Origin of the sequence: Mycobacterium sp. D16Q16, from assembly GCF_002013745.1 — a bacterium.
In the GTDB taxonomy this organism is placed as follows: Bacteria; Actinomycetota; Actinomycetes; order Mycobacteriales; family Mycobacteriaceae; genus Mycobacterium.
This window is the reverse complement of record NZ_MAEY01000002.1, coordinates 20263-40365: the sequence shown is the minus strand read 5'-3', so window position 1 is coordinate 40365 and position 20103 is coordinate 20263. Positions and strand designations below refer to the sequence as shown.

Annotated in this window: 19 protein-coding genes; 13 read left to right on the top strand and 6 right to left on the bottom strand. The window is 64.7% G+C overall.

All coding sequences use genetic code 11. The features are described 5' to 3' along the window. Positions 1-42 precede the first annotated feature (42 nt). The 7 genes from B4394_RS04250 to B4394_RS04220 all read left to right on the top strand — a co-directional run bounded on the left by B4394_RS04250 (position 43) and on the right by B4394_RS04220 (position 7787). Positions 43-1329: an MFS transporter gene (locus tag B4394_RS04250; RefSeq protein WP_139359940.1), complete on the top strand. Its 1287-nt coding sequence runs from the start codon at positions 43-45 to the stop codon at positions 1327-1329. A 10-nt stretch (positions 1330-1339) separates the two neighbouring features. Further along, a complete protein-coding gene (locus tag B4394_RS04245) occupies positions 1340-2716 on the top strand; it encodes a DUF2252 domain-containing protein (RefSeq protein WP_078312681.1) in 1377 nt (458 codons plus the stop codon). 62 nt (positions 2717-2778) lie between these two features. Beyond that, positions 2779-3756 carry a GlxA family transcriptional regulator gene (locus tag B4394_RS04240; protein WP_078314291.1) on the top strand — a complete coding sequence of 326 codons (978 nt, stop codon included), beginning with the start codon at positions 2779-2781 and terminating at the stop codon, positions 3754-3756. Then, positions 3753-4532 carry a DJ-1/PfpI family protein gene (locus B4394_RS04235; protein ID WP_078312683.1) on the top strand — a complete coding sequence of 260 codons (780 nt, stop codon included), beginning with the start codon at positions 3753-3755 and terminating at the stop codon, positions 4530-4532. Before B4394_RS04240 ends, B4394_RS04235 begins: the two co-directional genes overlap by 4 nt. Before the next feature lie 78 nt (positions 4533-4610). Beyond that, the gene (locus B4394_RS04230; RefSeq protein ID WP_078312710.1) at positions 4611-5888 is read left to right on the top strand and encodes a citrate synthase; all 1278 of its coding nucleotides are present in this window, start codon (positions 4611-4613) and stop codon (positions 5886-5888) included. 74 nt (positions 5889-5962) lie between these two features. Continuing rightward, on the top strand, positions 5963-7375 hold the full coding sequence (locus B4394_RS04225) for a DHA2 family efflux MFS transporter permease subunit (RefSeq protein ID WP_078312684.1): 1413 nt from the start codon (positions 5963-5965) through the stop codon (positions 7373-7375). Between the two features lie 28 nt (positions 7376-7403). Continuing rightward, complete coding sequence (locus tag B4394_RS04220; protein ID WP_078312685.1) at positions 7404-7787, top strand: MarR family winged helix-turn-helix transcriptional regulator; 384 nt, start codon at positions 7404-7406, stop codon at positions 7785-7787. Here the strand turns inward: B4394_RS04220 and B4394_RS04215 are convergent. From B4394_RS04215 to B4394_RS04205, 3 genes are read right to left on the bottom strand one after another with little or no spacing between them, the layout of a single operon-like run. Continuing rightward, positions 7780-9249, bottom strand: a complete 1470-nt coding sequence (locus tag B4394_RS04215; RefSeq protein WP_078314290.1) for a phytoene desaturase family protein — start codon at positions 9247-9249, stop codon at positions 7780-7782. The two genes, B4394_RS04220 and B4394_RS04215, sit on opposite strands and share 8 nt — an antisense overlap. Positions 9250-9275: 26 nt before the next feature. Further along, the gene (locus B4394_RS04210; protein ID WP_078314288.1) at positions 9276-10595 is read right to left on the bottom strand and encodes an aspartate aminotransferase family protein; all 1320 of its coding nucleotides are present in this window, start codon (positions 10593-10595) and stop codon (positions 9276-9278) included. Next, positions 10592-12163, bottom strand: a complete 1572-nt coding sequence (locus tag B4394_RS04205) for an APC family permease (protein ID WP_078312711.1) — start codon at positions 12161-12163, stop codon at positions 10592-10594. Before B4394_RS04205 ends, B4394_RS04210 begins: the two co-directional genes overlap by 4 nt. A 258-nt stretch (positions 12164-12421) precedes the next feature. On the opposite strand from B4394_RS04205, the gene B4394_RS04200 reads away from it, so the two are divergent. From B4394_RS04200 to B4394_RS04185, 4 genes are read left to right on the top strand one after another with little or no spacing between them, the layout of a single operon-like run. Further along, complete coding sequence (locus B4394_RS04200; protein WP_078314286.1) at positions 12422-13438, top strand: phosphotransferase enzyme family protein; 1017 nt, start codon at positions 12422-12424, stop codon at positions 13436-13438. 23 nt (positions 13439-13461) lie between these two features. Then, positions 13462-14238 (top strand): 3-oxoacyl-ACP reductase FabG, encoded by a 777-nt coding sequence (gene fabG, locus B4394_RS04195; RefSeq protein ID WP_078314302.1) that lies wholly within the window; start codon positions 13462-13464, stop codon positions 14236-14238. Positions 14239-14263: 25 nt separating this feature from the next. Beyond that, positions 14264-15085, top strand: coding sequence for a GntR family transcriptional regulator (locus B4394_RS04190; protein WP_078312689.1), 822 nt, complete (start codon positions 14264-14266; stop codon positions 15083-15085). Then, a complete protein-coding gene (locus B4394_RS04185) occupies positions 15082-15441 on the top strand; it encodes an FKBP-type peptidyl-prolyl cis-trans isomerase (RefSeq protein ID WP_078292753.1) in 360 nt (119 codons plus the stop codon). Before B4394_RS04190 ends, B4394_RS04185 begins: the two co-directional genes overlap by 4 nt. A 2-nt stretch (positions 15442-15443) precedes the next feature. Here the strand turns inward: B4394_RS04185 and B4394_RS04180 are convergent, their stop codons facing one another. Together B4394_RS04180 and B4394_RS04175 are read right to left on the bottom strand one after the other, a co-directional pair. Beyond that, positions 15444-16757, bottom strand: a complete 1314-nt coding sequence (locus B4394_RS04180; protein WP_078312713.1) for a sensor histidine kinase — start codon at positions 16755-16757, stop codon at positions 15444-15446. 75 nt (positions 16758-16832) lie between these two features. Further along, positions 16833-17567 carry a response regulator transcription factor gene (locus B4394_RS04175; RefSeq protein WP_078292835.1) on the bottom strand — a complete coding sequence of 245 codons (735 nt, stop codon included), beginning with the start codon at positions 17565-17567 and terminating at the stop codon, positions 16833-16835. Positions 17568-17687: 120 nt separating this feature from the next. Here B4394_RS04175 and B4394_RS04170 point away from each other — a divergent pair, with 120 nt between their 5' ends. Then, positions 17688-18314: a hypothetical protein gene (locus tag B4394_RS04170; protein WP_078312690.1), complete on the top strand. Its 627-nt coding sequence runs from the start codon at positions 17688-17690 to the stop codon at positions 18312-18314. Here B4394_RS04170 and B4394_RS04165 read toward each other — a convergent pair. Next, entirely contained in the window at positions 18294-19355 is a 1062-nt protein-coding gene (locus B4394_RS04165) for an NAD(P)-binding domain-containing protein (protein ID WP_078314284.1), read from the bottom strand. The genes B4394_RS04170 and B4394_RS04165 overlap by 21 nt on opposite strands. A gap of 15 nt (positions 19356-19370) precedes the next feature. On the opposite strand from B4394_RS04165, the gene B4394_RS04160 reads away from it, so the two are divergent. Further along, positions 19371-20102 carry an enoyl-CoA hydratase gene (locus B4394_RS04160; protein ID WP_078312714.1) on the top strand — a complete coding sequence of 244 codons (732 nt, stop codon included), beginning with the start codon at positions 19371-19373 and terminating at the stop codon, positions 20100-20102. Position 20103: the final 1 nt, after the last annotated feature.

Genomic DNA, 20103 nt, shown 5'->3' with positions numbered 1-20103 from the left:
AACGAGGGGAGCGGGTGCGGTCTGAGACGATTGTTTGCGGACATCACCCCTCTTCGGAACGCTGACTTCCGGCGTCTGTGGCTGGCCGGTGTTGTCACCGTCATCGGTGCCGGACTGACGCTGTTCGCGGTCCCGGTGCAGATCTATGCGCTTACCCACAGCTCGGCGTACGTCGGGCTGACGGGCGTTTTCGGTCTGGTGCCGTTGGTGGTGTTTGGTCTGTGGGGCGGTGCGCTGGCCGACCGGATGGACCGGCGGACCCTGCTGATCATCACCGCGACCGGGTTGGGCGTCTCCTCGGTACTGCTGTGGCTGCAGGCCGCACTATCGGTCAACAACGTGTGGGTGGTGCTGTGCCTGCTCTCGGTGCAGCAGGCCTTCTTCGCGGTGAATTCACCGACGCGCGCCGCGGCGATTCCCCGGATGCTTCCGCTGGATCAGTTGCCCGCCGCCAACGCGCTGAACATGACCGTCCAACAGTTCGGGTTTATCGCCGGACCGCTGCTGGCCGGGGTGCTGCTGAAGTGGGTGGATCTATCCACCTTGTATCTGATTGATGCGATCGCGTGCGTGGCGCCCATCTGGGCGACGATTCGGTTGCACAAGATGCCGCCGAGTGGCGTGTCAAAGGACCTGCGAGCCAATACCTCCGGGCTTCGTGACGTACTCGAGGGTTTCCGCTATCTGGCGGGACACAAGATCGTGCTGATGTCTTTCGTGGTGGACCTCATCGCCATGATCTTCGGGATGCCGCGGATCCTGTTCCCGCAGATTGCCCACGAGGGATTCGGTGATCCCGCCGACGGCGGCACCGTGATCGCGTTGCTGTCGGCGGCGATATCGGTGGGTGCGGTGATCGGCGGGGTGTTCTCCGGCTGGTTCCAGCGGATCGATCGTCAGGGTTTCGCGGTGGTGGTCAGCATCGTGGTGTGGGGCTTGGCGATGGTGGGTTTTGGGCTCACCGCGCATGCTCCGCTGCTCTGGTTGGCCCTGCTGTTCCTGGTGATCGGCGGCATCGCGGACATGGTGTCGGCGGCCTTCCGGTCGACGATTCTGCAATCGGTGGCGACCGACGATGTACGGGGCCGGCTGCAAGGTGTGTTCACGGTGGTGGTCGCCGGGGGACCACGGGTCGCCGACGTTACGCACGGCGCCGCCGCTGCCGTGGTGGGTACGACGGCAGCAGCTACCGGTGGGGGTGCCCTCGTGGTGGTCGGGGTGATCATCGCTGCGCTACTGGTTCCGATGTTCGTTCGGTTCCGGACATCGGATGAGATCACCGAGGACGATACGAGCCAGGCCAACCCGGACCAGGTACAGCCCCAGTAGGTTTCACCCTATGGATGCTCTGACGGCCGAGGCTCTTCGGCGGCTTCCGCGGGATAAGCAGCTTGCTCTCGGTCGCGGGCTGCGTGATGGGATGCCACGGCGACGGCTCGGGGAACTCTCCGCCGAGCCGGGACGAGATCCGATAGCGGTACTCGCCGCACAGAACAAGGCCAGGATTCCGTCCTTGGTTCCGGTGCGCAGAGAGCGAATGTCGGAGTCGCCGTTCGCGTTCTACCGGGGTGCGGCTGCGGTGATGGCCTCTGATCTTGCACCCACGGCGTCAACCGGGGTACTGATTCAGACCTGCGGTGATGCGCACCTCTCCAATTTCGGGCTGTTCGCCTCGCGCGACCGGGCACTGTTGTTCGACGTCAACGACTTCGACGAAACCGCGGTCGGTCCCTGGGAGTGGGATGTCAAGCGCCTGGTCACGAGCGTGGCGATCCTCGGTGACGAATTCGGGATGCCGGACGATGCCGTGCGCCAGACGGTTATCAAGACCGTCGCCGCGTACCGCACCCGGATGAACGAATTGGCGCAGATGTCCGCCCTGGAGCGGTTCTATCTCAAGACGACCGCGCTGGAGGTGCTGGACTTGGTCTCCCGGCTCTCCAAGAGCGCGTCCAAGTTGGCGACCGACACGGTCGCCAAGGCGTCCCGCAACACGTCGCACCGTGCACTCAGGAAGCTGACCGCGACCACTGTCGATGGTCGCTACCGGATCGTCGAGCAACAGGACATCGCGGTCCGTGTGCCGGAGGTGGGCTTATCCGAGGCGGCGGCCATGGTCGACGAGTACTTCGGTTCGGTGCCCGAGGACGTCGTGGCGCTGTTGGCATGTCATCAGTTCGAGGATGCCGTGGTGCGGGTGGTCGGTGTGGGCAGCGTGGGCACCCGCTGTTATCTCGCGCTGCTCACCGATGCGGATGGGTCGCCGTTGTTCCTGCAGATGAAGGAGGCCTCGGCCTCGGTGATCGAGGCGTACTTCCCGCAGGAGCTGCGGCTGGATCACGGGCGCCGGGTGGTGGCCGGGCAGCGCATCATGCAGGCCAGCGGCGATCCCTTTCTCGGGTATGTGTCCTCGGCGCGGCGTGGCAGCTTCTACGTCAGGCAGTTCCGCGACATGAAAGGTTCCGTGGAGATCACGAGCCTCACCGATCCCGATGATCTGGCGCTGTACGGCTCGCTGTGCGCGATGACGCTCGCGCGTTCCCACGCTCAATCGGGTGTGCCGGGAGTGATCGCGGGCTACCTCGGTACGGGAAGTGATCCCAACGCCGCGGACTCCGCGTTCGCGGATTTCGCCGAGGCCTACACGCAGCTCAACCGTGCGGACCACCAGCGGCTGCTCGCGGCCTCGGCGGAGCAGTGGCTGCCGAACTCCTGATGTCCTAATTTGTGGGATACCCGACCTGGACGCCATTGCCCAGGTGGCGAACACTGAGAAACGTGACGCGTTCGGTCGTGATCCTGGGATTCCCGGGGGTGCAGGCCCTCGACCTGGTGGGGCCATACGAGGTGTTCGCGACCGCGTCGCAGTACTTGACCGGCACACCCGGCTACGACGTGTCGCTGGTATCGAGCGATGGTGTCCCGGTGTCCACGGGGTCGGGGATGGAGCTGGTTACCCATCAGCTGCCAAATCCCGACGGAGGATGTGACACGTTGCTCCTGCCCGGCGGCATCGGTGTGCCCGCGGTCCAGGGGGATGCCGCCCTCATGGAATGGATACGTACCTCAGCACGCTCTGCCCGACGAGTGGTGAGTGTTTGCAACGGTGCGTTTCTGGCCGCCTCGGCCGGCTTGCTCGACGGCTGCCGTGCCACCACGCACTGGGCGATTGCCGAAAAGCTTGCGGCTGAATTCCCGAGCATCACAGTGGATCCCGACCCGATTTTCATACGCAGTTCGGACAAGACGTGGACGGCTGCCGGCGTGACCGCGGGTATAGATCTGGCGCTGGCCCTCGTTGAGGACGATCACGGCGCAGAGGTGGCGCAGACCGTCGCGCGCTGGCTTGTTCTCTACCTGCGCCGCCCGGGCGGGCAGTCTCAATTCGCGGCTCCGGTCTGGATGCCGCGGGCCAAGCGAATGCCGATCCGGGACGTGCAGGAGGCCATCGAGGCGCAGCCCGGAGGATCGCACCGGGTGCCCGAGCTGGCCCGCCTGGCGGCGATGAGCCCGCGGCATTTCACGCGTGTGTTCACCGCGGAGGTTGGTGAGGCACCGTCGGCCTATGTGGAGCGCATCCGCTCCGAGGCCGCTCGCCGCCAGCTCGAAGAGACCGACGACACCATGGTGGTGATCGCGAACCGCTGCGGGTTTGGATCCGCGGAATCCTTGCGCCGCAACTTCGTTCGCCGCATGGGTGTATCGCCCGATCAGTACCGCAAGACCTTCCACCGCACAGAAAGGATTTCCCTATGACTTCCCGTACGACGCAGATCGCGATCGTGCTGTACCCGGATTTCACGGCACTGGATTTCATTGGCCCGTATGAGGTCCTGCGCTTCATGCCCGACACCGAGGTCCGGTTTGTGTGGCATCAGCCCGGGCCCGTCACCGCTGATTCCGGCGTGCTGGTCATCGGTGCCACGCACTCGTTCGACGAGACCCCCGCACCGGATGTCGTGCTGGTGCCCGGAGGGCCGGGAACGACGATAGCCGCGCGCGACGAACAGCTCCTGGAATGGTTGCGCCGGGTGCACCCGACGGCCACCTGGACCACGTCGGTATGCAGTGGTTCGGTGGTGCTGGCGGCGGCTGGTCTGCTCGAGGGCCACCGGGCCACCTCGCATTGGTCGACCCTGCCCCTGCTGAAACCGTTCGGGGTGACTCCGGTCGGCGACGAGCGCATCGTGCGGACCGGTCACGAGGGTGTGGTGACCGCGGCGGGGGTATCGGCGGGTATCGATCTGGGGCTGTGGCTCGCGGGCCAGATCGCGGGGGAGGAACGGGCCAAGGCGATCCAGCTGAGCATCGAGTACGACCCGCAGCCGCCCTTTGACTCCGGGCATATGTCCAAGGCCAGCGCCGCCACCAAGGCCACCGCGACCGCAGGGTTGGCCAAGGACACGTTCCGGCCGACGATCATCGCCGCGGGCGCGATGTTGTTGTGGGATGGCGCACTCGCGACGGTGCGCAGGAGAGGGGACCGACGCGGGTCGCTCCGCGGCCGCGTCGACCCCCGACCTCGACCCTGACCAGGCGCCCTGAAGGCGGAGCGACTACCTTCTCTATGAACGTTCTCACGGAGCCGCTCAACCTCAGAAGGGATGCCTGTGGCCGACAACAATGATTTCGCTACTCTCCAGTACCCCGGAGGCGAAACCAAGCTGGATATCGTCCGCGCGACCGAAGGCTCTGATGGCTTCGCGCTGGGCAAATTGCTGGCTGATACCGGCTACACCACCTTCGATGCGGGCTTCGTCAACACCGCATCGACGAAGAGCGCCATCACGTACATCGACGGCGACGTGGGCATCCTGCGCTACCGCGGTTACCCGATTGAGCAGCTGGCCGAAAAGTCCACCTTCATCGAGGTGAGCTACCTGCTCATCTACGGCGAGCTGCCCACCCCGCAGCAGCTGGAGGACTTCACCACCAAGATCCAGCGCCACACGCTGCTGCACGAGGATCTCAAGCGGTTCTTCGACGGCTTCCCGCGCAACGCGCACCCGATGCCGGTGCTGTCGAGCGCCGTGAACGCGCTCAGTGCTTACTACCAGGACTCGCTGGATCCGCATGATGACGCACAGGTCGAGCTGTCGACGATTCGCTTGCTGGCGAAGCTGCCGACCATCGCCGCCTACGCGTACAAGAAGTCGGCGGGACAGCCGTTCCTGTACCCGGACAACTCGCTGACCCTCGTCGAGAATTTCCTGCGGATGACCTTCGGCTTCCCCGCGGAGCCCTATGAGGTGGACCCGGAGATCGTGCGGGCCCTCGACATGCTCCTGATCCTGCACGCCGATCACGAACAGAACTGCTCGACCTCGACGGTGCGCTTGGTCGGCTCCTCGGACGCCAACCTGTTCACCTCCGTATCCGGTGGCATCAACGCGCTCTGGGGGCCGCTGCACGGCGGCGCGAACCAGGCGGTGTTGGAGATGTTGGAGCGCATCCGCGCCGAGGGCGGCGATACCCACGACTTCGTCCGCCGGGTCAAGAACCGCGAAGACGGCGTCAAGCTCATGGGCTTTGGGCACCGCGTCTACAAGAACTATGACCCGCGTGCACGCATCTGCAAGGAGCAGGCCGACAAGATCCTCGGCAAGCTCGGCGGCGACGACCAGCTGCTCGAGATCGCCAAGGCCCTTGAGGAAGCCGCGCTCACCGACGACTACTTCATCGAGCGCAAGCTGTACCCGAATGTCGACTTCTACACCGGTCTGATCTACCGGGCCATCGGCTTCCCGACCCGGATGTTCACGGTGCTGTTCGCCCTCGGGCGACTCCCGGGCTGGATCGCGCACTGGCGCGAGCTCCATTCGGAGCCGGGCAAGATCGGCCGTCCGCGCCAGATCTACACCGGCTACGGAGAGCGTCAGTACCCGTAGCGTTCGCTCGTGAGATGACAAAGCTCACACAAATCTGTTTGCATCGCTAACAGTTGTAGTTTCACAATAGTCATGTGGAACCAACCGTCGAGGCATTGAGCGAGCGCCGCAAGATCGTGATCCTCGGATCTTGCTGCCTGAGTCTGCTCATCGTGTCGATGGACTCCACCATCGTGAACGTCGCGCTGCCGACCATCCGGGCTGATTTCGGTGCCAGCACGTCACAGCTGCAATGGGTCATCGACATCTACACCCTGGGGCTGGCCTCGCTGCTCATGCTTTCCGGAGCCGCGGGTGACCGGCTGGGGCGCCGGAGGGTCTTCCACATCGGGCTTTCGATCTTCACGGTGGGCTCACTGCTGTGTAGCGTGGCACCCACCGTCGGATTGCTGATCGCCGCGCGTCTGCTGCAGGCGGTGGGTGGCTCGATGCTCAACCCGGTTGCGCTGTCCATCATTTCGCAGGTGTTTACCGGCCGCGTGGAACGCGCCAGGGCGCTGGGATTCTGGGGCGCGGTGGTGGGGATATCGATGGCGCTGGGCCCGATAGTCGGCGGGTTTCTGATCGAATGGGTGGGCTGGCGAGCCGTCTTCTGGATCAACCTGCCCGTGTGTGCGCTAGCATTCGTGCTGACGGCGATCTTTGTGCCGGAGAGCAAGTCTGCGACCATGCGCGATATCGACCCGGTGGGGCAGGTGCTCGCGGTGCTCTTCCTGTTCGGCATCGTGTTCACCTTGATTGAAGGTCCGTCGCTGGGATGGGCCACACCACAGCTCATCGCGGTTCTCATCACCGCGCTGGTGGCGTTCGCGGTGTTCCTCAGGTACGAGTCCCGGCGCCGCCACCCCTTCATCGATCTGCGCTTCTTCCGCAGCGTCCCGTTCGCGTCCGCCACCCTCACCGCGATATGTGCGTGCGTGGCCTGGAGTGCGTTCCTGTTCACGATGTCGCTGTACCTGCAGGGGGAGCGCCACTTCTCGGCGATGCACACCGGGCTGGTCTATCTCCCAATTGCCATTGGGGCGCTGGTGTTCTCGCCGATCTCGGGCCGCATGGTGGGCCGGTTCGGCGCGCGGCCGTCATTGCTGACGGCGGGTGCCCTGTTCTTCACGGCATCGCTGCTGCTTACCCAGGTATCGACGGTGACACCGATCTGGGAGCTCCTGGTGGTTTTCGCCATCTTCGGCGCGGGTTTCTCCATGGTGAACGCACCGATCACCAATGCCGCGGTCAGCGGTATGCCACTGGATCGGGCCGGCGCGGCCTCAGCGGTCACCTCCACCAGTCGCCAGGTGGGCGTGAGTATCGGTGTGGCACTGTGCGGTTCGATCGGCGCTCCTGCGCTGTGGTTCATGTGCGCGGGCCTTGGTCTGGCCATCGCTACGCTCGGTATCGTGTCTACCTCTCCGTTCGCGCTGCGCTCGGCGCAGCGACTCGCGCCGCTTATCCAGAGCACCCCGGCACGGGAGGTTTCTCGTGCCGGATAGGTCCCTCGCGGACGACGTGTGGCGCGCCATGGCGAGCCTGGTGCTGGACAACCGTGACAGCTGGCGACGGACGGTCGTCGAGAAGACTGGACTGCCCTTCAGCCGCGTGCGCATCCTGCGAAGGCTTGCGCGACAGTCCATGACGGTGAAGGCAATAGCCGAGGCCACCGCCCTGGACGCTCCGGCGGCCACGGTGGCGGTGAGCGATCTGGAGCAGCGTGGGTTGGTGGTGCGTCGCATCGATCCCGACAATCGCCGATGCAAGCGGGTGTCGTTGACCGACGAAGGTCAGCAGCTGATGGCGGTCATTGCCGAGATGGATGACCCCGCACCGGCCGGTCTGGCCGCGTTGAGTGAGGACGAACTGAAGAACTTGCGGGCCATCCTGGAGAGGGCGGCGTCCTTCAGTTAGCGCCGAGCACCGCCATCGCGGCATGGTATCCGCCGAGCCCCGATACCCCGCCCCCGCGGCGGGAACCCGAGCCACAGAGCAGAATCCGATCGTGATCCGTGGCCACGCCCCAGCGGCGGGCGGGTGTATCCAGCGGTTCGTCATCCTCTGCGAATGGCCACTGCAGACCACCGTGGAAGATGTTTCCTGCCGTCATGCCGAGGGCGCGCTCCAAGTCTTCGGTGGTCTTGGTCTCGATACACGGGTTTCCCTGCGAGTCGTTGGCCAACACCTCGGTGATCGGCTCGGCCAGTACCGAGTTCAGCGATGCGAGCACGGCGGCCTGCAGTTCTTCGCGGGTTGCCTTCAGGCCATGCGGAGTGTGCAATCCGAACACCGTCAGCGTCTGCGCCCCGGAGGCGCGTAGTTCCGGAGACAGAATGCTGGGATCGGCCAGCGAATGACAGTAGATCTCGCACGGCATCGGGTCTGGGATCTGGCCGGCGAGCGCCTGCCGGTAGGCATTGTCCAGCTGCGTGTAGGTCTCGTTGATGTGGAAAGTTCCGCCGAAAGCCTGCTCAGGCGTGACCTTCTCGTCAGGCAGCCGCGGCAGACGCCTCAGGAGAAGGTTGACCTTGACCTGTGCGCCCGGCTGACCATCCGGTGGATCTTCTCCGAGCAGACGGGCCAATACCGCGGGTGTGACGCCGCTGAGAATATGTTCACCGATGGCGATGTGCTCGTCCTCGCCGATTCGGTAGTGCACCTCACCGTCGGGATTGATGGCCAAAACCTCTGCTCCGGTGCGTAATTCGGCACCATGGCGGCGTGCAGCGGATTCCAGCGAGCCAGTCACGGCGCCCATGCCGCCGATGGGGACATCCCAGGGATTCATCTGGTGATAGAGAAAGCAGATGTTCTGCTGCAGCGATGGGTCATCGGCACCGGCGAATGTTCCGATGAGCGCATCCGTCAGGAGGACCCCGCGTTGTAGGTCATCGGGTGTGGCCGCGCGGATCACTTCGCCGATGGGCGTCTCGATCAGCTCGGACCAGGCGCCGGTGCGCAATTGATGACGAGTGGGCAGCGGTCTGAGCATCGAATCCCACACGGGCTCTGTCACCGAGGCGCACAGGGCTCCGAACTCGGCGAAATCGTCTGGACGGGCGAGAAATCCGCTCCGGCCACCGGTTGATGGGTCCGGTGTGTACGACGCGTACTTACGTCGCGCCAGCTGCACCGATAGGCCCAGGTCGCCGATGATCTGGCGCGGGAGCAGGCTCACCAGATATGAGTACCGCGACAATCGGGCGTCAACGCCGTCGAATGCCGGTGCCGAGATCGCGGCACCGCCCAACATATCGAGCCGCTCTAGGAGCAGCACCCGCTTGCCCGCGCGCGCCAGATACGCGGCGGCGGTCAGGGCATTGTGCCCGCCGCCGACGATCACTGTGTCAAATCGGTCAGATCCCGTGATGGACATGGGAGGACTGTACGACCTGCCGGTGATCAGACGGCGCTTTTCAGGACGTCCTCGAACTCGGTGCAGAACCAGTCCACGTCCGATCGCGAGAACACCAGTGGGGGTCTGACTTTCAGCACGTTGCCATCCTGGCCGCAGACCGAGATCAATACCCGCCGATTTCGTAGCGCATTCACGATGCGCAGCGCGCCGGCACGGTCGGGGGTGCGGGAAACGGGGTCGACGACGACCTCGACTCCGGTGTACAGACCGGCACCCCGGATGTCGCCCAGCTCGACGTGACGCGAGGCTAAGGATCGCAACTCAGTGCGCAGCATCGCACCCACCTCTGCGGCATGCAGCTGTAGCTTCTCGTCTTCGATGACATCCAGCACGGCGGAGGCCGCGGCCATGGAGACCGGGTTTCCTCCGAAGGTGTTGAAATAGGGTACTTCCCGGGAAAACGGAGCGAGAATCGCGGAAGTCGCCGCCATCGCCGAAACCGGAATGCCATTGGCCATCGGTTTACCCATGGTGACCAGGTCGGGCACTACACCGTGACGAATGAACCCCCACATGGCCTCACCGGTGCGGGCGAATCCTGGCTGCACCTCGTCGGCGATGAGTACACCACCTGCCTTGCGCACAATCTCAGCGGCCGGCGCCAGTACCGACGGGTCGGGATAGATCCCGTCCGAGGAAAAGATGGTGTCCACTACCAAGCAGCTGAAACCATGATCCGCGGTGCGTAATTCATCGATGGCAGCCGATACGGCAGCGGCGAATGTGGCGGCCAGGTCGCCCGCTGATGTCCGATAGCTGTCGGGTGCCGGTACCACCCGCACGTGCGATCCAAGGGAGCTCCCGCCGAGTGATGGGGAGATGGCGGTGACCGCCGCGGTGTTTCCGTGGTAGGCATCGCTGGTCACGATGACTCCCCTTGCTCCGGTGTACATCTCGGCCACCCGCAGCGCCAGGTCGTTGGCTTCCGATCCGGTGCATGCATACATCACCTGGTCGATGGCGCTGGGCATGGTGGCAAGGAGACGTTCCGAGTAGTCGACGATGCCTTCGTGGAGATACCGGGTGTGAGTGTTGAGTGTGGACAGCTGCCTGGTGACCGCCTCGACGACGTGGGGATGGCAGTGGCCAACGCTCGCCACGTTGTTGTAGGCGTCCAGATACCGGTTGCCTTCGGCATCGAACAGATGGCTACCCCGTCCGCGCACCAGGTGTACCGGCCGCTCGTAGAACAGCCGGTATGACGGGCCGAGCATCCGTTCTCTCGCTGAGATCAGTGTGTCGGTGGCCAGATCATCGTGTTCCCCCGCGTAGCTGTTCGAGTCCATGATGTTGGAAAAGCTCATCGTTCGGGTGCCTCCTCCAGGACGGTTCTTCCGAGGTCTTCGTAGCGGTCCGGTGCGGTGTACTTAAGGGTGAGAGCCAATGCGATACCGCCGATTCCGGTGACTGCGACCACCCACGGAATCGACGCGAAGATCCAGTCGCTGGCCGCGGTGCCGGCCGCGAACGAGGCATGTTTGGCCAGCAGGTAGACGACGTAGACCATGCCCAGCCCGCCCAGTAGCGGCGCCACCAAGGTGCGGAACCAGTGTGCTGTTTCCGGGTGATTCCGCTGTACATGAAAGTACGAAATCACCGCGAAAGCAGTGAGTGCCTGGACGATCAGGATCGCGGTCGTACCCAGGAGAGCCATCAGCCCGTAGAGCCCGGTGTAGGGATCACGGTGGGTCAGCGCGAAGAAGAGCACCACCACTGTGGCGAAGGCGGTTTGGACGAATCCCGCCACGTGCGGTGAGCCATGAGCCGAATGAGTGGCTCCGATGGTCCGGCGCATCCCGGGTATGACATTCTCGCGTCCGATGGCATACAAGTAGCGGGCCGCACAGTTGTGGAAGGCCATGCCGCAGGCGAAGGAACCCGTCATCAGCAGCACCTTGAACAGGCTGACTGCCCACACCCCGAGGTGGCTCTGCACCGGGCCGAAGAAGATGTCACCGGCCGTCGATGAATCTTGAGCCAGCGCAACGGCATTGTCGGGGCCGGTGCCCACGATGGCGAGCCACGAAACGAGGACGTAGAAGATTCCCACACCGACTACTGAGGTCACTATTGCGATAGGGATGATCTTCTTGGGGTTCTTGGACTCCTCGGCATACATCGCACTGGACTCAAACCCGACCCAGGACCAGAACGCGAAGAATAGGCCGACGCCGGCAGAACCCGCGACCGCGATCGGGCCGGCCGGGCCATGGACCACTCCACCGAGATCGTGAAAGCCGTTGAGGGGATTAAGCGATTCCCAAGACCAGCCCTGCGGCCCGCCCCCGGTGAACAGCACCGACAGCGCCAGCAGCGACAGCATGAAGATCTCGGTCACCAGGAAGACACCTAATACCCGCGCCGCGAGATTGAGGTCGAAATAGGTGAGCACCGCGTTGGTGGCCAGCATGATCAGCGCGAAGACAATCCAGGGAACGTTGGCGTGGAACAACGTATGGAAGAGGTCGTTCGCGAAGAACGAGAAGATTCCGACCAAGGATGCCTCGAAGACCATATAGGCCAACGTGATCAGGAATCCTGAGCCCAGTCCGACGACGCGGCCGAGGCCGTGCGAGATGTATCCGTAAAACGCGCCCGTCGCGACGATGTGTCTGGACATGGCCGCATAACCGACAGCGAAGAGCGTGAGCACGATGGTGGCCACCAGGTATCCGGCGGGTGCGTACGCCCCGTTGCCAAATCCCACCGCCATGGGCACGTTGCCGACCATCGCGGTGATCGGCGCGGCGGTGGCCACCGCCATGAACAGCACTCCCATCAGGCCGACGGCATTGGGTTTCAGGCGCTGCATGCCGCCGGGTTCGGTGGTGGTTTCGGTGGCAGTGGTGGTGGGGTCGATGGTGTCGCTCACAGAAGATCCCTTCTCCATATTTGGTCTGGTCTTGACCGGTTCTCCGTGACCGGCGAAGCCTGGGCGATCAGATCAACGGTGCTGCTTTGGTGCGACGGCGTTATTTATACCCGTCCTAGTGCCCAGGTTGAAAGGAAATCAGAGAAATCGCCCGGATTGGTTTCGGTGATGTTTCGAGCTGGGTCCATTGCGGTTCGTTCGAGTTAAATGGTCCGATTTGGTCCGCTCAACGGCCGCTTATGGTGCACACTCGAAACCATGCCGGGACTACCGTCGAACCACAGCGCGTTCGCGCACGCCGCCCTGCCGGAATACGGTCGCGATCCGCACACCCCGTTGCGGCTGTTGAGCCTTTCCGAGAACGCCACATATCTGGTGGATGATCAGCGCCCAATCGTGCTCCGGGTACATCGGCCCGGGTACCACACGCTGCCCGCGATTCGTTCGGAGCTGGCCTGGATGCGGGCGCTTCGCACTGAGACTCCTGTCGTCACACCGGAACTCGTGCCGACGGCGAATGGATCGGATGTGATCGCCGTCGCCGTAGGCGGAACCACACTGCACGTCGATGCCATGGGTTATGTCCCCGGCTGCACCGCGGAGGAAACATCCGGTGTTGTGGGTTACGGGAAGCTCGGCCAACTGACCGCACACATGCACGACCACGTCCAGCACTGGCGTGTGCCGCAGGAGTTCACCCGGTTTCGTTGGGACCTGGACTCGATGTTCGGCCCGCGGGCGCGCTGGGGTGACTGGCTGCAGGCCCCCGGGATGACCGACCGGGACCGGATGGCGATCGACGCCGCGGTGCAGGACATGGCCCGTAGGCTCGGCGAATACGGTTACACCCCAGACCGATTCGGCCTGATACATGCCGATATGAGGCTGTCCAATCTTATGGTTGACCCGGCACGGCCGGGGTCTGACATCACGGTCATCGACTTCGACGATTGCGGGTGGTCCTGGTTCATGGCGGACCTCGGCGCCGTGGTGTCCTGGGTGGAAGACACTCCGGAGGCGGAGGTAGCGGTTGCCGAATGGCTCGATGGCTACCAGCGAGTGCGCCGCCTCTCCGAGGACCATCTCGGCATGATCCCGGTTTTCGTGATGCTGCGGCGGGTCATGCTCACCGCCTGGATCGCCTCGCATGCCGATGCCGACGCGGCGATCAGGGTCAGTAACGGATTCGGGGCGCGCACCGCCCTTCTTGCACAGCGATACCTCGGCGACCGGACATGGTTGCGGGAAGCAGTTTTCGGTCGTCGAGTCGGCTAACCCGGCCGCAGAGAGGAAACATGATGTTCGATCTGTCCACAAAGTCGGTGCTGGTGACCGGCGGTACCAAGGGGATTGGCCGCGGCATCGCCACCGTGTTCGCGCGGGCCGGGGCCAATGTTGCGGTTGCCGCCCGATCTTCCGATGAGACCCAATCGCTAGCAAGGGACTTGGATGAACTCGGTGTCGGTAATGTCATGGGTGTCCGCCTGGATGTGTCCGACCCGGGCTCGTGTGCGGATGCCGCGCGAACCGTCGTCGACGCCTTCGGCGGGCTGGATGTGCTGTGCGCCAATGCGGGAATCTTCCCGGAGGCGCGACTGGACACCATGACCCCCGAACAGCTCTCCGAGGTGCTCGATATCAACGTCAAGGGCACCTTCTACGCCGTGCAGGCCTGTCTGGAGGCATTGACCGCATCCGGTCGGGGTCGTGTGGTCCTCACCTCGTCCATCACCGGGCCGGTCACCGGCTATCCGGGCTGGTCGCACTATGGCGCGTCGAAGGCTGCGCAGTTGGGTTTCATGCGGACGGCGGCGATAGAACTGGCGCCACGGCGCGTGACGGTGAACGCGATCCTGCCCGGCAATATCCTCACCGAGGGCTTGGTGGATATGGGCGAGGAATACATCGCCGGGATGGCGCGCTCGATTCCCCTGGGAACGTTGGGCAGCCCCGCCGACATCGGGCACCTGGCGGCCTTCCTGGCCAGCGATGAGGCCGCATACATCACCGGTCAGGCCATCGTGATCGACGGCGGGCAGGTGCTGCCCGAATCGCCGGAGGCGGTTAACCCGTAGGCGCGCTTGCGGCGATACTGAGCAGATGGAGGAGTCGGAGGGCGGCCCGGTAGCCGAAGACGTGCGGCGTCGAATCCTGTCGATGCTCGCGCAGGGCACGCTGCACCCGGGCTCGCGGTTGGGGTCCGAGCGCGAGATGGCCGAGCGATTCGCGGTGTCGCGTGCGACCGTGCGCAGTGCTTTGGTGCCGTTGAGTCGCGCCGGCATCCTGGAGCGTCACACCGGCCGTGGCGGTGGCACCTTCGTGCGAGCCGATGTGGTGCAGCGCAATGTCGCCGAGCTGGTTGGCCTGCCCACCAGGCTGCATATCGGTGGCCACACGAGTGACACTCGGGTGCTGGGTACATCCCGGCGGCCCGCCACCCCTACCGAGCGATCTGCTCTTGAAATCGAGGACGGGGCAGAGGTTTTCGATGTGCGGCGGCTTCGCTACGCAGACGGGGTGCCGCTCTCTGTCGACAATGCGTGCTTCGCTGCCGAGCTGGTTCCGGACTTGCTGGAACAACCGCTCGGCGGATCCCTGTACGAGCTGTGTCAGCTGCGCTACGGATTGATCGCCGACTCGTCGACAGAGACGATCGAAGTGGTGAGTGCAAATCCGCGTGAGGCCGAATGGCTTGACGTGCCCCATCGCAGGCCCTTGCTGGCCATCACGCGGGTAACCCGTAGCACGGACGGGCGTCCGTTCGAGTACAGCTATGACCTGTTCCGTGCCGACCGGGTACGACTGACCGCCACCATGACATCGGCCGTCGCGCAAGAGAGTCGCGGGGTGGACGGCAAGGTGGAACGCGCGGTGAGCAGCCTGGCCGCCCACCGGAGGCGGGACGATACGCTGCTGGCATGACGAAACCCGAGATTGATTTTCAGCCAGGTCCAGCGCCCACCGAACTGGTCATCAAGGACATCACCGTCGGTGACGGCGCCGAGGCCGCGCCCGGATCTGTCGTCAACGTTCATTACGTCGGAGTCGAATTCGAGAGCGGCGAGGAATTCGACAGCTCGTGGAACCGTGGCGAGTCCATCGAGTTCCCGCTCGGCGCACTCATCCAGGGCTGGCAGGACGGCATTCCCGGTATGAAGGTCGGCGGACGTCGTCAGCTCACCGTGCCGCCGGCGCAGGCGTACGGCGAGGCAGGCGCCGGGCACCAGTTGTCGGGCAAGACGCTGGTGTTCGTGATCGACCTGCTCGGCGCGCGCTAGGACTAATGCCCGGGGAGGCGCAGGACCAGTCTTGCGCCTCCCAACGGGCTGGACTCCAAAGCCGCTGTACCACCGTGGAGTTCGGCTTGCTGAGCGACCAGCGCCAGGCCCAATCCGGAACCGGTGTGCGATGCGGTTGAGCCGCGTGAGAACCGTTCGAAGACGACCTCGCGCTCGGCTTCGGGGATGCCGGTGCCGTTGTCGTCAATCGCGATTTCCACACCGTGCACCGTGCTGATCGCCGAGAGGCGAACCTCTGACGCGCCGCCGTGCCGGACAGCGTTCTTGATCGCATTGTCGATCACCAGCCGCAGCCCCGCGGGCAGCCCCAACATCAAGATGGTCGACGAGGGGACGAGGGACACCTCGACATTCGGAAAGCTGCGGTCGGCATCGTGCGCGGCGCGGTCCAGTAGCTCGGTGATATCGACCGGTACGTGGTCATCCTCAGTGGTCAGGTCGCCCTGTGCGAGTCTCTCGAGCGCGGAAAGCGTTGCCTCGATGCGGGTTTGAGTGCGTACGGTTTCCTCGAGGATCTCGGCGCGCTGGTCCTCGCTGAGGTTGAGTGTGGACAGTACCTCGAGGTTGGTCCGCATCGCCGTGAGCGGGGTGCGTAGTTCATGGGAGGCCACCGCGGAGAAGTCGCGCGCGGTTTCGAGGGCGGCCTTGGTCTTTTCCTGCTCGTTGTTGATGCGTTCGAGCATTCCCTCGACCGCCTCGGAGATCTCGACGGCCTCGCGTACGCCGCGCACATTCACGTCATCGGGGTTGGATTGCGCGTTGATCAGGCGGGCCTGCTGCGCCAGCAGCCGGAAGGGACTCACCACGATGAGGGAAATCACCCAGCCCACGATCACGGTCCCGATCAGTACGCCGCCACAGATCGCGAGGATGCGGATGTGGTACCGGTCGATCTGTCGCTGTGTCTCGGCGATCGGAGCGCCGACCGCGACGGGGATGTTGCCTGGGGCGATGAACGAGCGGACCCGGTATTCGACGCCGTTGATCGTGGTGTTGGCATAGCCGGGCTCCAAGAGTGGCAATTCCACTTCACTGGGGATGGACTTGGTCAGCCCGGCGACGCGGGCGGTGAGCACCAGGCCGTCGGGGGTGTCGATCTTCCCTTCCGAACTGATCACCGAATTCAGCAGGCTCGAGACGGCGCCGAGGCTGGACACCGAGTCCAGCCGGCGGTCCAGCTGGCTGTTCTGGTCGTCCTCGACACCCAGCCACACCCAGGTTCCGAGCGTGACGACGAGCACCATGACGCCCAGCGCGGCGATGGCGACCAGGGTGCGCAGTGAGAAGACCCGCATGGGTCTCTCCAGCAGTCGGTACGCCAGGTCGGTGATTCGCTGGCTGCGGTGCTTGCTGGGAGTGGTCATACAGAACTACTGCGACCGCAGCACGAACCCGACGCCGCGCACGGTGTGCAGCAGCCGAGGCGCGCCACTGGTCTCCAGCTTGCGGCGCAGGTAGCCGATGAATACGTCGACGACGTTGGTATCGGCGGCGAAGTCGTATCCCCACACCAGCTCCAGCAGCTGGGCGCGGGACAGCACGGCGGTCTTGTGTTCTGCCAGCACGGCCAGCAGATCGAACTCGCGCTTGGTGAGGTCGACCTCGACACCGTTGATGCGCGCACGCCGGCCGGGGATCTCGACCTCAAGGGGGCCGACTGTGATGGTTTCGGTGGACGAGGTGGCCACCGCGCCGCGGCGGCGCAAGAGCGCTTTCACCCGCGCTACCAGCTCGGCGAGTACGAATGGCTTGGTCAGGTAGTCGTCGGCGCCCGCCTCCAGGCCCGCGACCCGGTCGTCCACCGAGGTGCGCGCGGACAGCACGCACACCGGCACGTCGTTGTCCATCGCGCGCAGCGCTGTGACGACGCTGACACCGTCGAGCACGGGCATGTTGATATCGAGCACGATCGCGTCCGGACGATGCTCGGTGGCGCAGCGCAGCGCCTCGGCGCCGTCGCTGGCGGTGTTCACCTCGAAACCGGAGAGACGCAGGCCACGCTCCAGCGAGGCGAGCACATCGGCGTCGTCATCGACCACTAACACGCGCGGGGAGGCGTGCCCGGCATCTTGTGATGAGCCGCTTGCGCGAAGTCCATCAGGCATGCCTGCCATCTTGCCCGATGCAGCGCTCAAAACCTTCCATCTGCCGACACCGGTGCTGTCCCGTGAGTCGCCAGTATCATGAAAGCTGATAATCCGGCGTCCCATACCGAAAGCTTGCGAATGTCAAAAACAGTACCTGTAAAGCTGGTTTCCTACGTTGCTGGCGTATGCGCCGTGCTTGGTTTGGGGCTGCTTTCCGAGGGTGCGGCTGTCGCTCACGCCGATCCCGCATTCCCCGATCTGAATGGGTTCGCCGCCGTGGCGCCCGACGGGTACTTCGTGACCAACGAGAACTCCTCGGTTCGCTCGATCCACTTCTCGACCCCGGACGGAATCGGCTGCATGTTCCGCGCCTCGGCGAACATCACGCCCACCTCACGTCAACGCCTGAGCTGCGACGGTGCTGTGCCGGGGATTCCCGGGGATGCGCAGAGTGCGCCGAACGTGCCGGGTGTCGGTGGTGCGAGCGCTAATGTGCCGGGGCTGGGCGGTGTGAACATTCCGGGCGTGGGGACGTGTCCGATGGGCACTGTGGCGCAGAAGGGCGATGGCGCGTTCGAGATCAGCAAGGGTGCCTGGTCCTGCGGCACCAAACCCGAGGCGCCCGTCCTCAATGTCGGGCAGAAACTCACCTACGGCAACGTCACGTGTGCTGTGGGCGCGGGCAGTCTGACCGCCTGCCAGGTGAGCATGGGCGATCAGAAGCACGGCTTCGTGCTGCAGCCCTCAGGCAGCACGTCCTTCTAGATAGTTCATCAGCTCCGCAACGGCGGCGCGCGACGCCCTGTTGGCGCCGATGGTGCTGGCCGAGGACCCGTATCCCAGCAGGTGGATCGTGGGCCGTCCCGCGACCTGAGTGAGCAGCCGACCGGTCATCGTGATGCCGCCGCGACCGTTGCGCAGGCGCAGCGGTGCCAGGTGATCCAGTGCATGCCGGAATCCGGTGCACCACAGGATCACGTCGACATCCAGTGAGCTGCCGTCGGCCCAGGCGACCCCGGTCGGGGTGATGTGGCTGAACATGGGCCGGCGAGCAAGCACCCCGCGTTGTGAGGCCTCGGCGATCTCCGGCGTCCACGGCAGTCCGGTCGCGGACACCACCGAGCGTTGCGGTTCCCCGCGGCGCGACCGCTCATCGACACCGGCGACCGCGGCACGCAGCCGATCGACGGTGAAATCAACGACGAATTCCGGCTCGCGCCGGGTCACCCACGATGTGCGTGTGACCATCGATATCTCGGCCAGTAACTGCACGGCGGACACCCCGCCGCCAACCACCAGCACGTGCTGGCCTGCGAACTCCCCGGGTGTGCGGTAGTCGTGGGTGTGCAGCTGGCGTCCCTCGAAGGTGGACGAGCCCGGAACAAAGGGGACGAACGGCTTGTCCCAGGTCCCCGTCGCGTTGATCAATCCACGGACGGTGAACTCGCCCGCGGATGTCCCGAGTGAGAACCCGCCCGAAATGGCCCGCACCTCCCGCACGTGTACGGGCCGGTGGACGTCCAGGGCGTACCGGTGTTCGTACTCGTCGAAGTACCGGGGCATGGCGGTGGACGCCCTGATGGTGCCCGTTTCGTCGAAGGGCAGTCCGGGCAGTTGATAGATGCGGTTGGTGTTGTCCAGCGTCAACGTGGGCCAGCGGAACTGCCATGCCCCGCCCGGGCTGGGGGAGTGATCGAGGATGACGAATCCGCTACCGGGCTCGAGGCCGCGCCGCCGCAGAAAGTATCCCGCCGCGATCCCGGCCTGCCCGCCACCAATCACGGCGACGGTAGTCATGGCCGCCATATTAGGGTGGTCGCCATGATCGGTGTAACTAGCGACGGTCCCGTCACCACCATTGAGCTGCAGCGCCCAGAACGACGCAACGCGGTGACCTACGAGCTTGCGCTCGCCTTCGCCGAGGAGGTCCGCAAGGCTGCCGAAACCGCACGCGTCATCGTCGTCACCGGGCAGGGCACTTCGTTCTGCGCGGGCGCCGACCTTTCCAGCGGCGCCCCTGATCCCGACAAGTTCGCCGATGCCTGGCAGCACTCGATCAAGAGCATCGACGCTGCCGACATCCCGGTGATCGCCGCCGTCAACGGCCCCGCCATCGGTGCCGGTGTCATGCTGGCGATGGTGGCCGATCTGCGGGTGGTCTCCGAGACCGCGCGTTTCCAGTTCCCGGTCGCCAAATACGGCATCGCCCTGGACAACTGGAGCATCCGCCGACTGTCCTCATTGGTCGGATACGGGCGTGCGCGTGGCATGCTGCTGGCCGCCGAGCCACTCGACGCACAGGCCGCCTTCCAGACCGGAATGGCCAACCGCATCGGAGAGCTTGCCGACGCGCAGGCGTGGGCGGCCGAGCTGGCCGGGTTCGCGCCGCTGGCCCTCAAGCACGCCAAGCGCGTGCTCAACGACGACGGCGCGTTCGAGGATCAGCTGCCCGAGCACAAGGTGTTGTTCGACAAAGCCTGGAGCAGCCAAGACATCATCGAGGCTCAGGTCGCACGAATCCAGAAGCGTCCTCCCAACTTTCAGGGAGCCTGAG

Coding starts and splice junctions, on each gene's coding strand:
- B4394_RS04245 (WP_078312681.1), top strand. CDS start 1,340: ATGGATGCTCTGACGGCCGAGGCTCTTCGGCGGCTTCCGCGGGATAAG.
- B4394_RS04235 (WP_078312683.1), top strand. CDS start 3,753: ATGACTTCCCGTACGACGCAGATCGCGATCGTGCTGTACCCGGATTTC.
- B4394_RS04220 (WP_078312685.1), top strand. CDS start 7,404: ATGGCGAGCCTGGTGCTGGACAACCGTGACAGCTGGCGACGGACGGTC.
- B4394_RS04215 (WP_078314290.1), bottom strand. CDS start 9,249: ATGTCCATCACGGGATCTGACCGATTTGACACAGTGATCGTCGGCGGC.
- B4394_RS04210 (WP_078314288.1), bottom strand. CDS start 10,595: ATGAGCTTTTCCAACATCATGGACTCGAACAGCTACGCGGGGGAACAC.
- B4394_RS04200 (WP_078314286.1), top strand. CDS start 12,422: ATGCCGGGACTACCGTCGAACCACAGCGCGTTCGCGCACGCCGCCCTG.
- fabG (WP_078314302.1), top strand. CDS start 13,462: ATGTTCGATCTGTCCACAAAGTCGGTGCTGGTGACCGGCGGTACCAAG.
- B4394_RS04190 (WP_078312689.1), top strand. CDS start 14,264: ATGGAGGAGTCGGAGGGCGGCCCGGTAGCCGAAGACGTGCGGCGTCGA.
- B4394_RS04185 (WP_078292753.1), top strand. CDS start 15,082: ATGACGAAACCCGAGATTGATTTTCAGCCAGGTCCAGCGCCCACCGAA.
- B4394_RS04180 (WP_078312713.1), bottom strand. CDS start 16,757: ATGCGGGTCTTCTCACTGCGCACCCTGGTCGCCATCGCCGCGCTGGGC.
- B4394_RS04175 (WP_078292835.1), bottom strand. CDS start 17,567: ATGCCTGATGGACTTCGCGCAAGCGGCTCATCACAAGATGCCGGGCAC.
- B4394_RS04170 (WP_078312690.1), top strand. CDS start 17,688: ATGTCAAAAACAGTACCTGTAAAGCTGGTTTCCTACGTTGCTGGCGTA.
- B4394_RS04165 (WP_078314284.1), bottom strand. CDS start 19,355: ATGGCGGCCATGACTACCGTCGCCGTGATTGGTGGCGGGCAGGCCGGG.
- B4394_RS04160 (WP_078312714.1), top strand. CDS start 19,371: ATGATCGGTGTAACTAGCGACGGTCCCGTCACCACCATTGAGCTGCAG.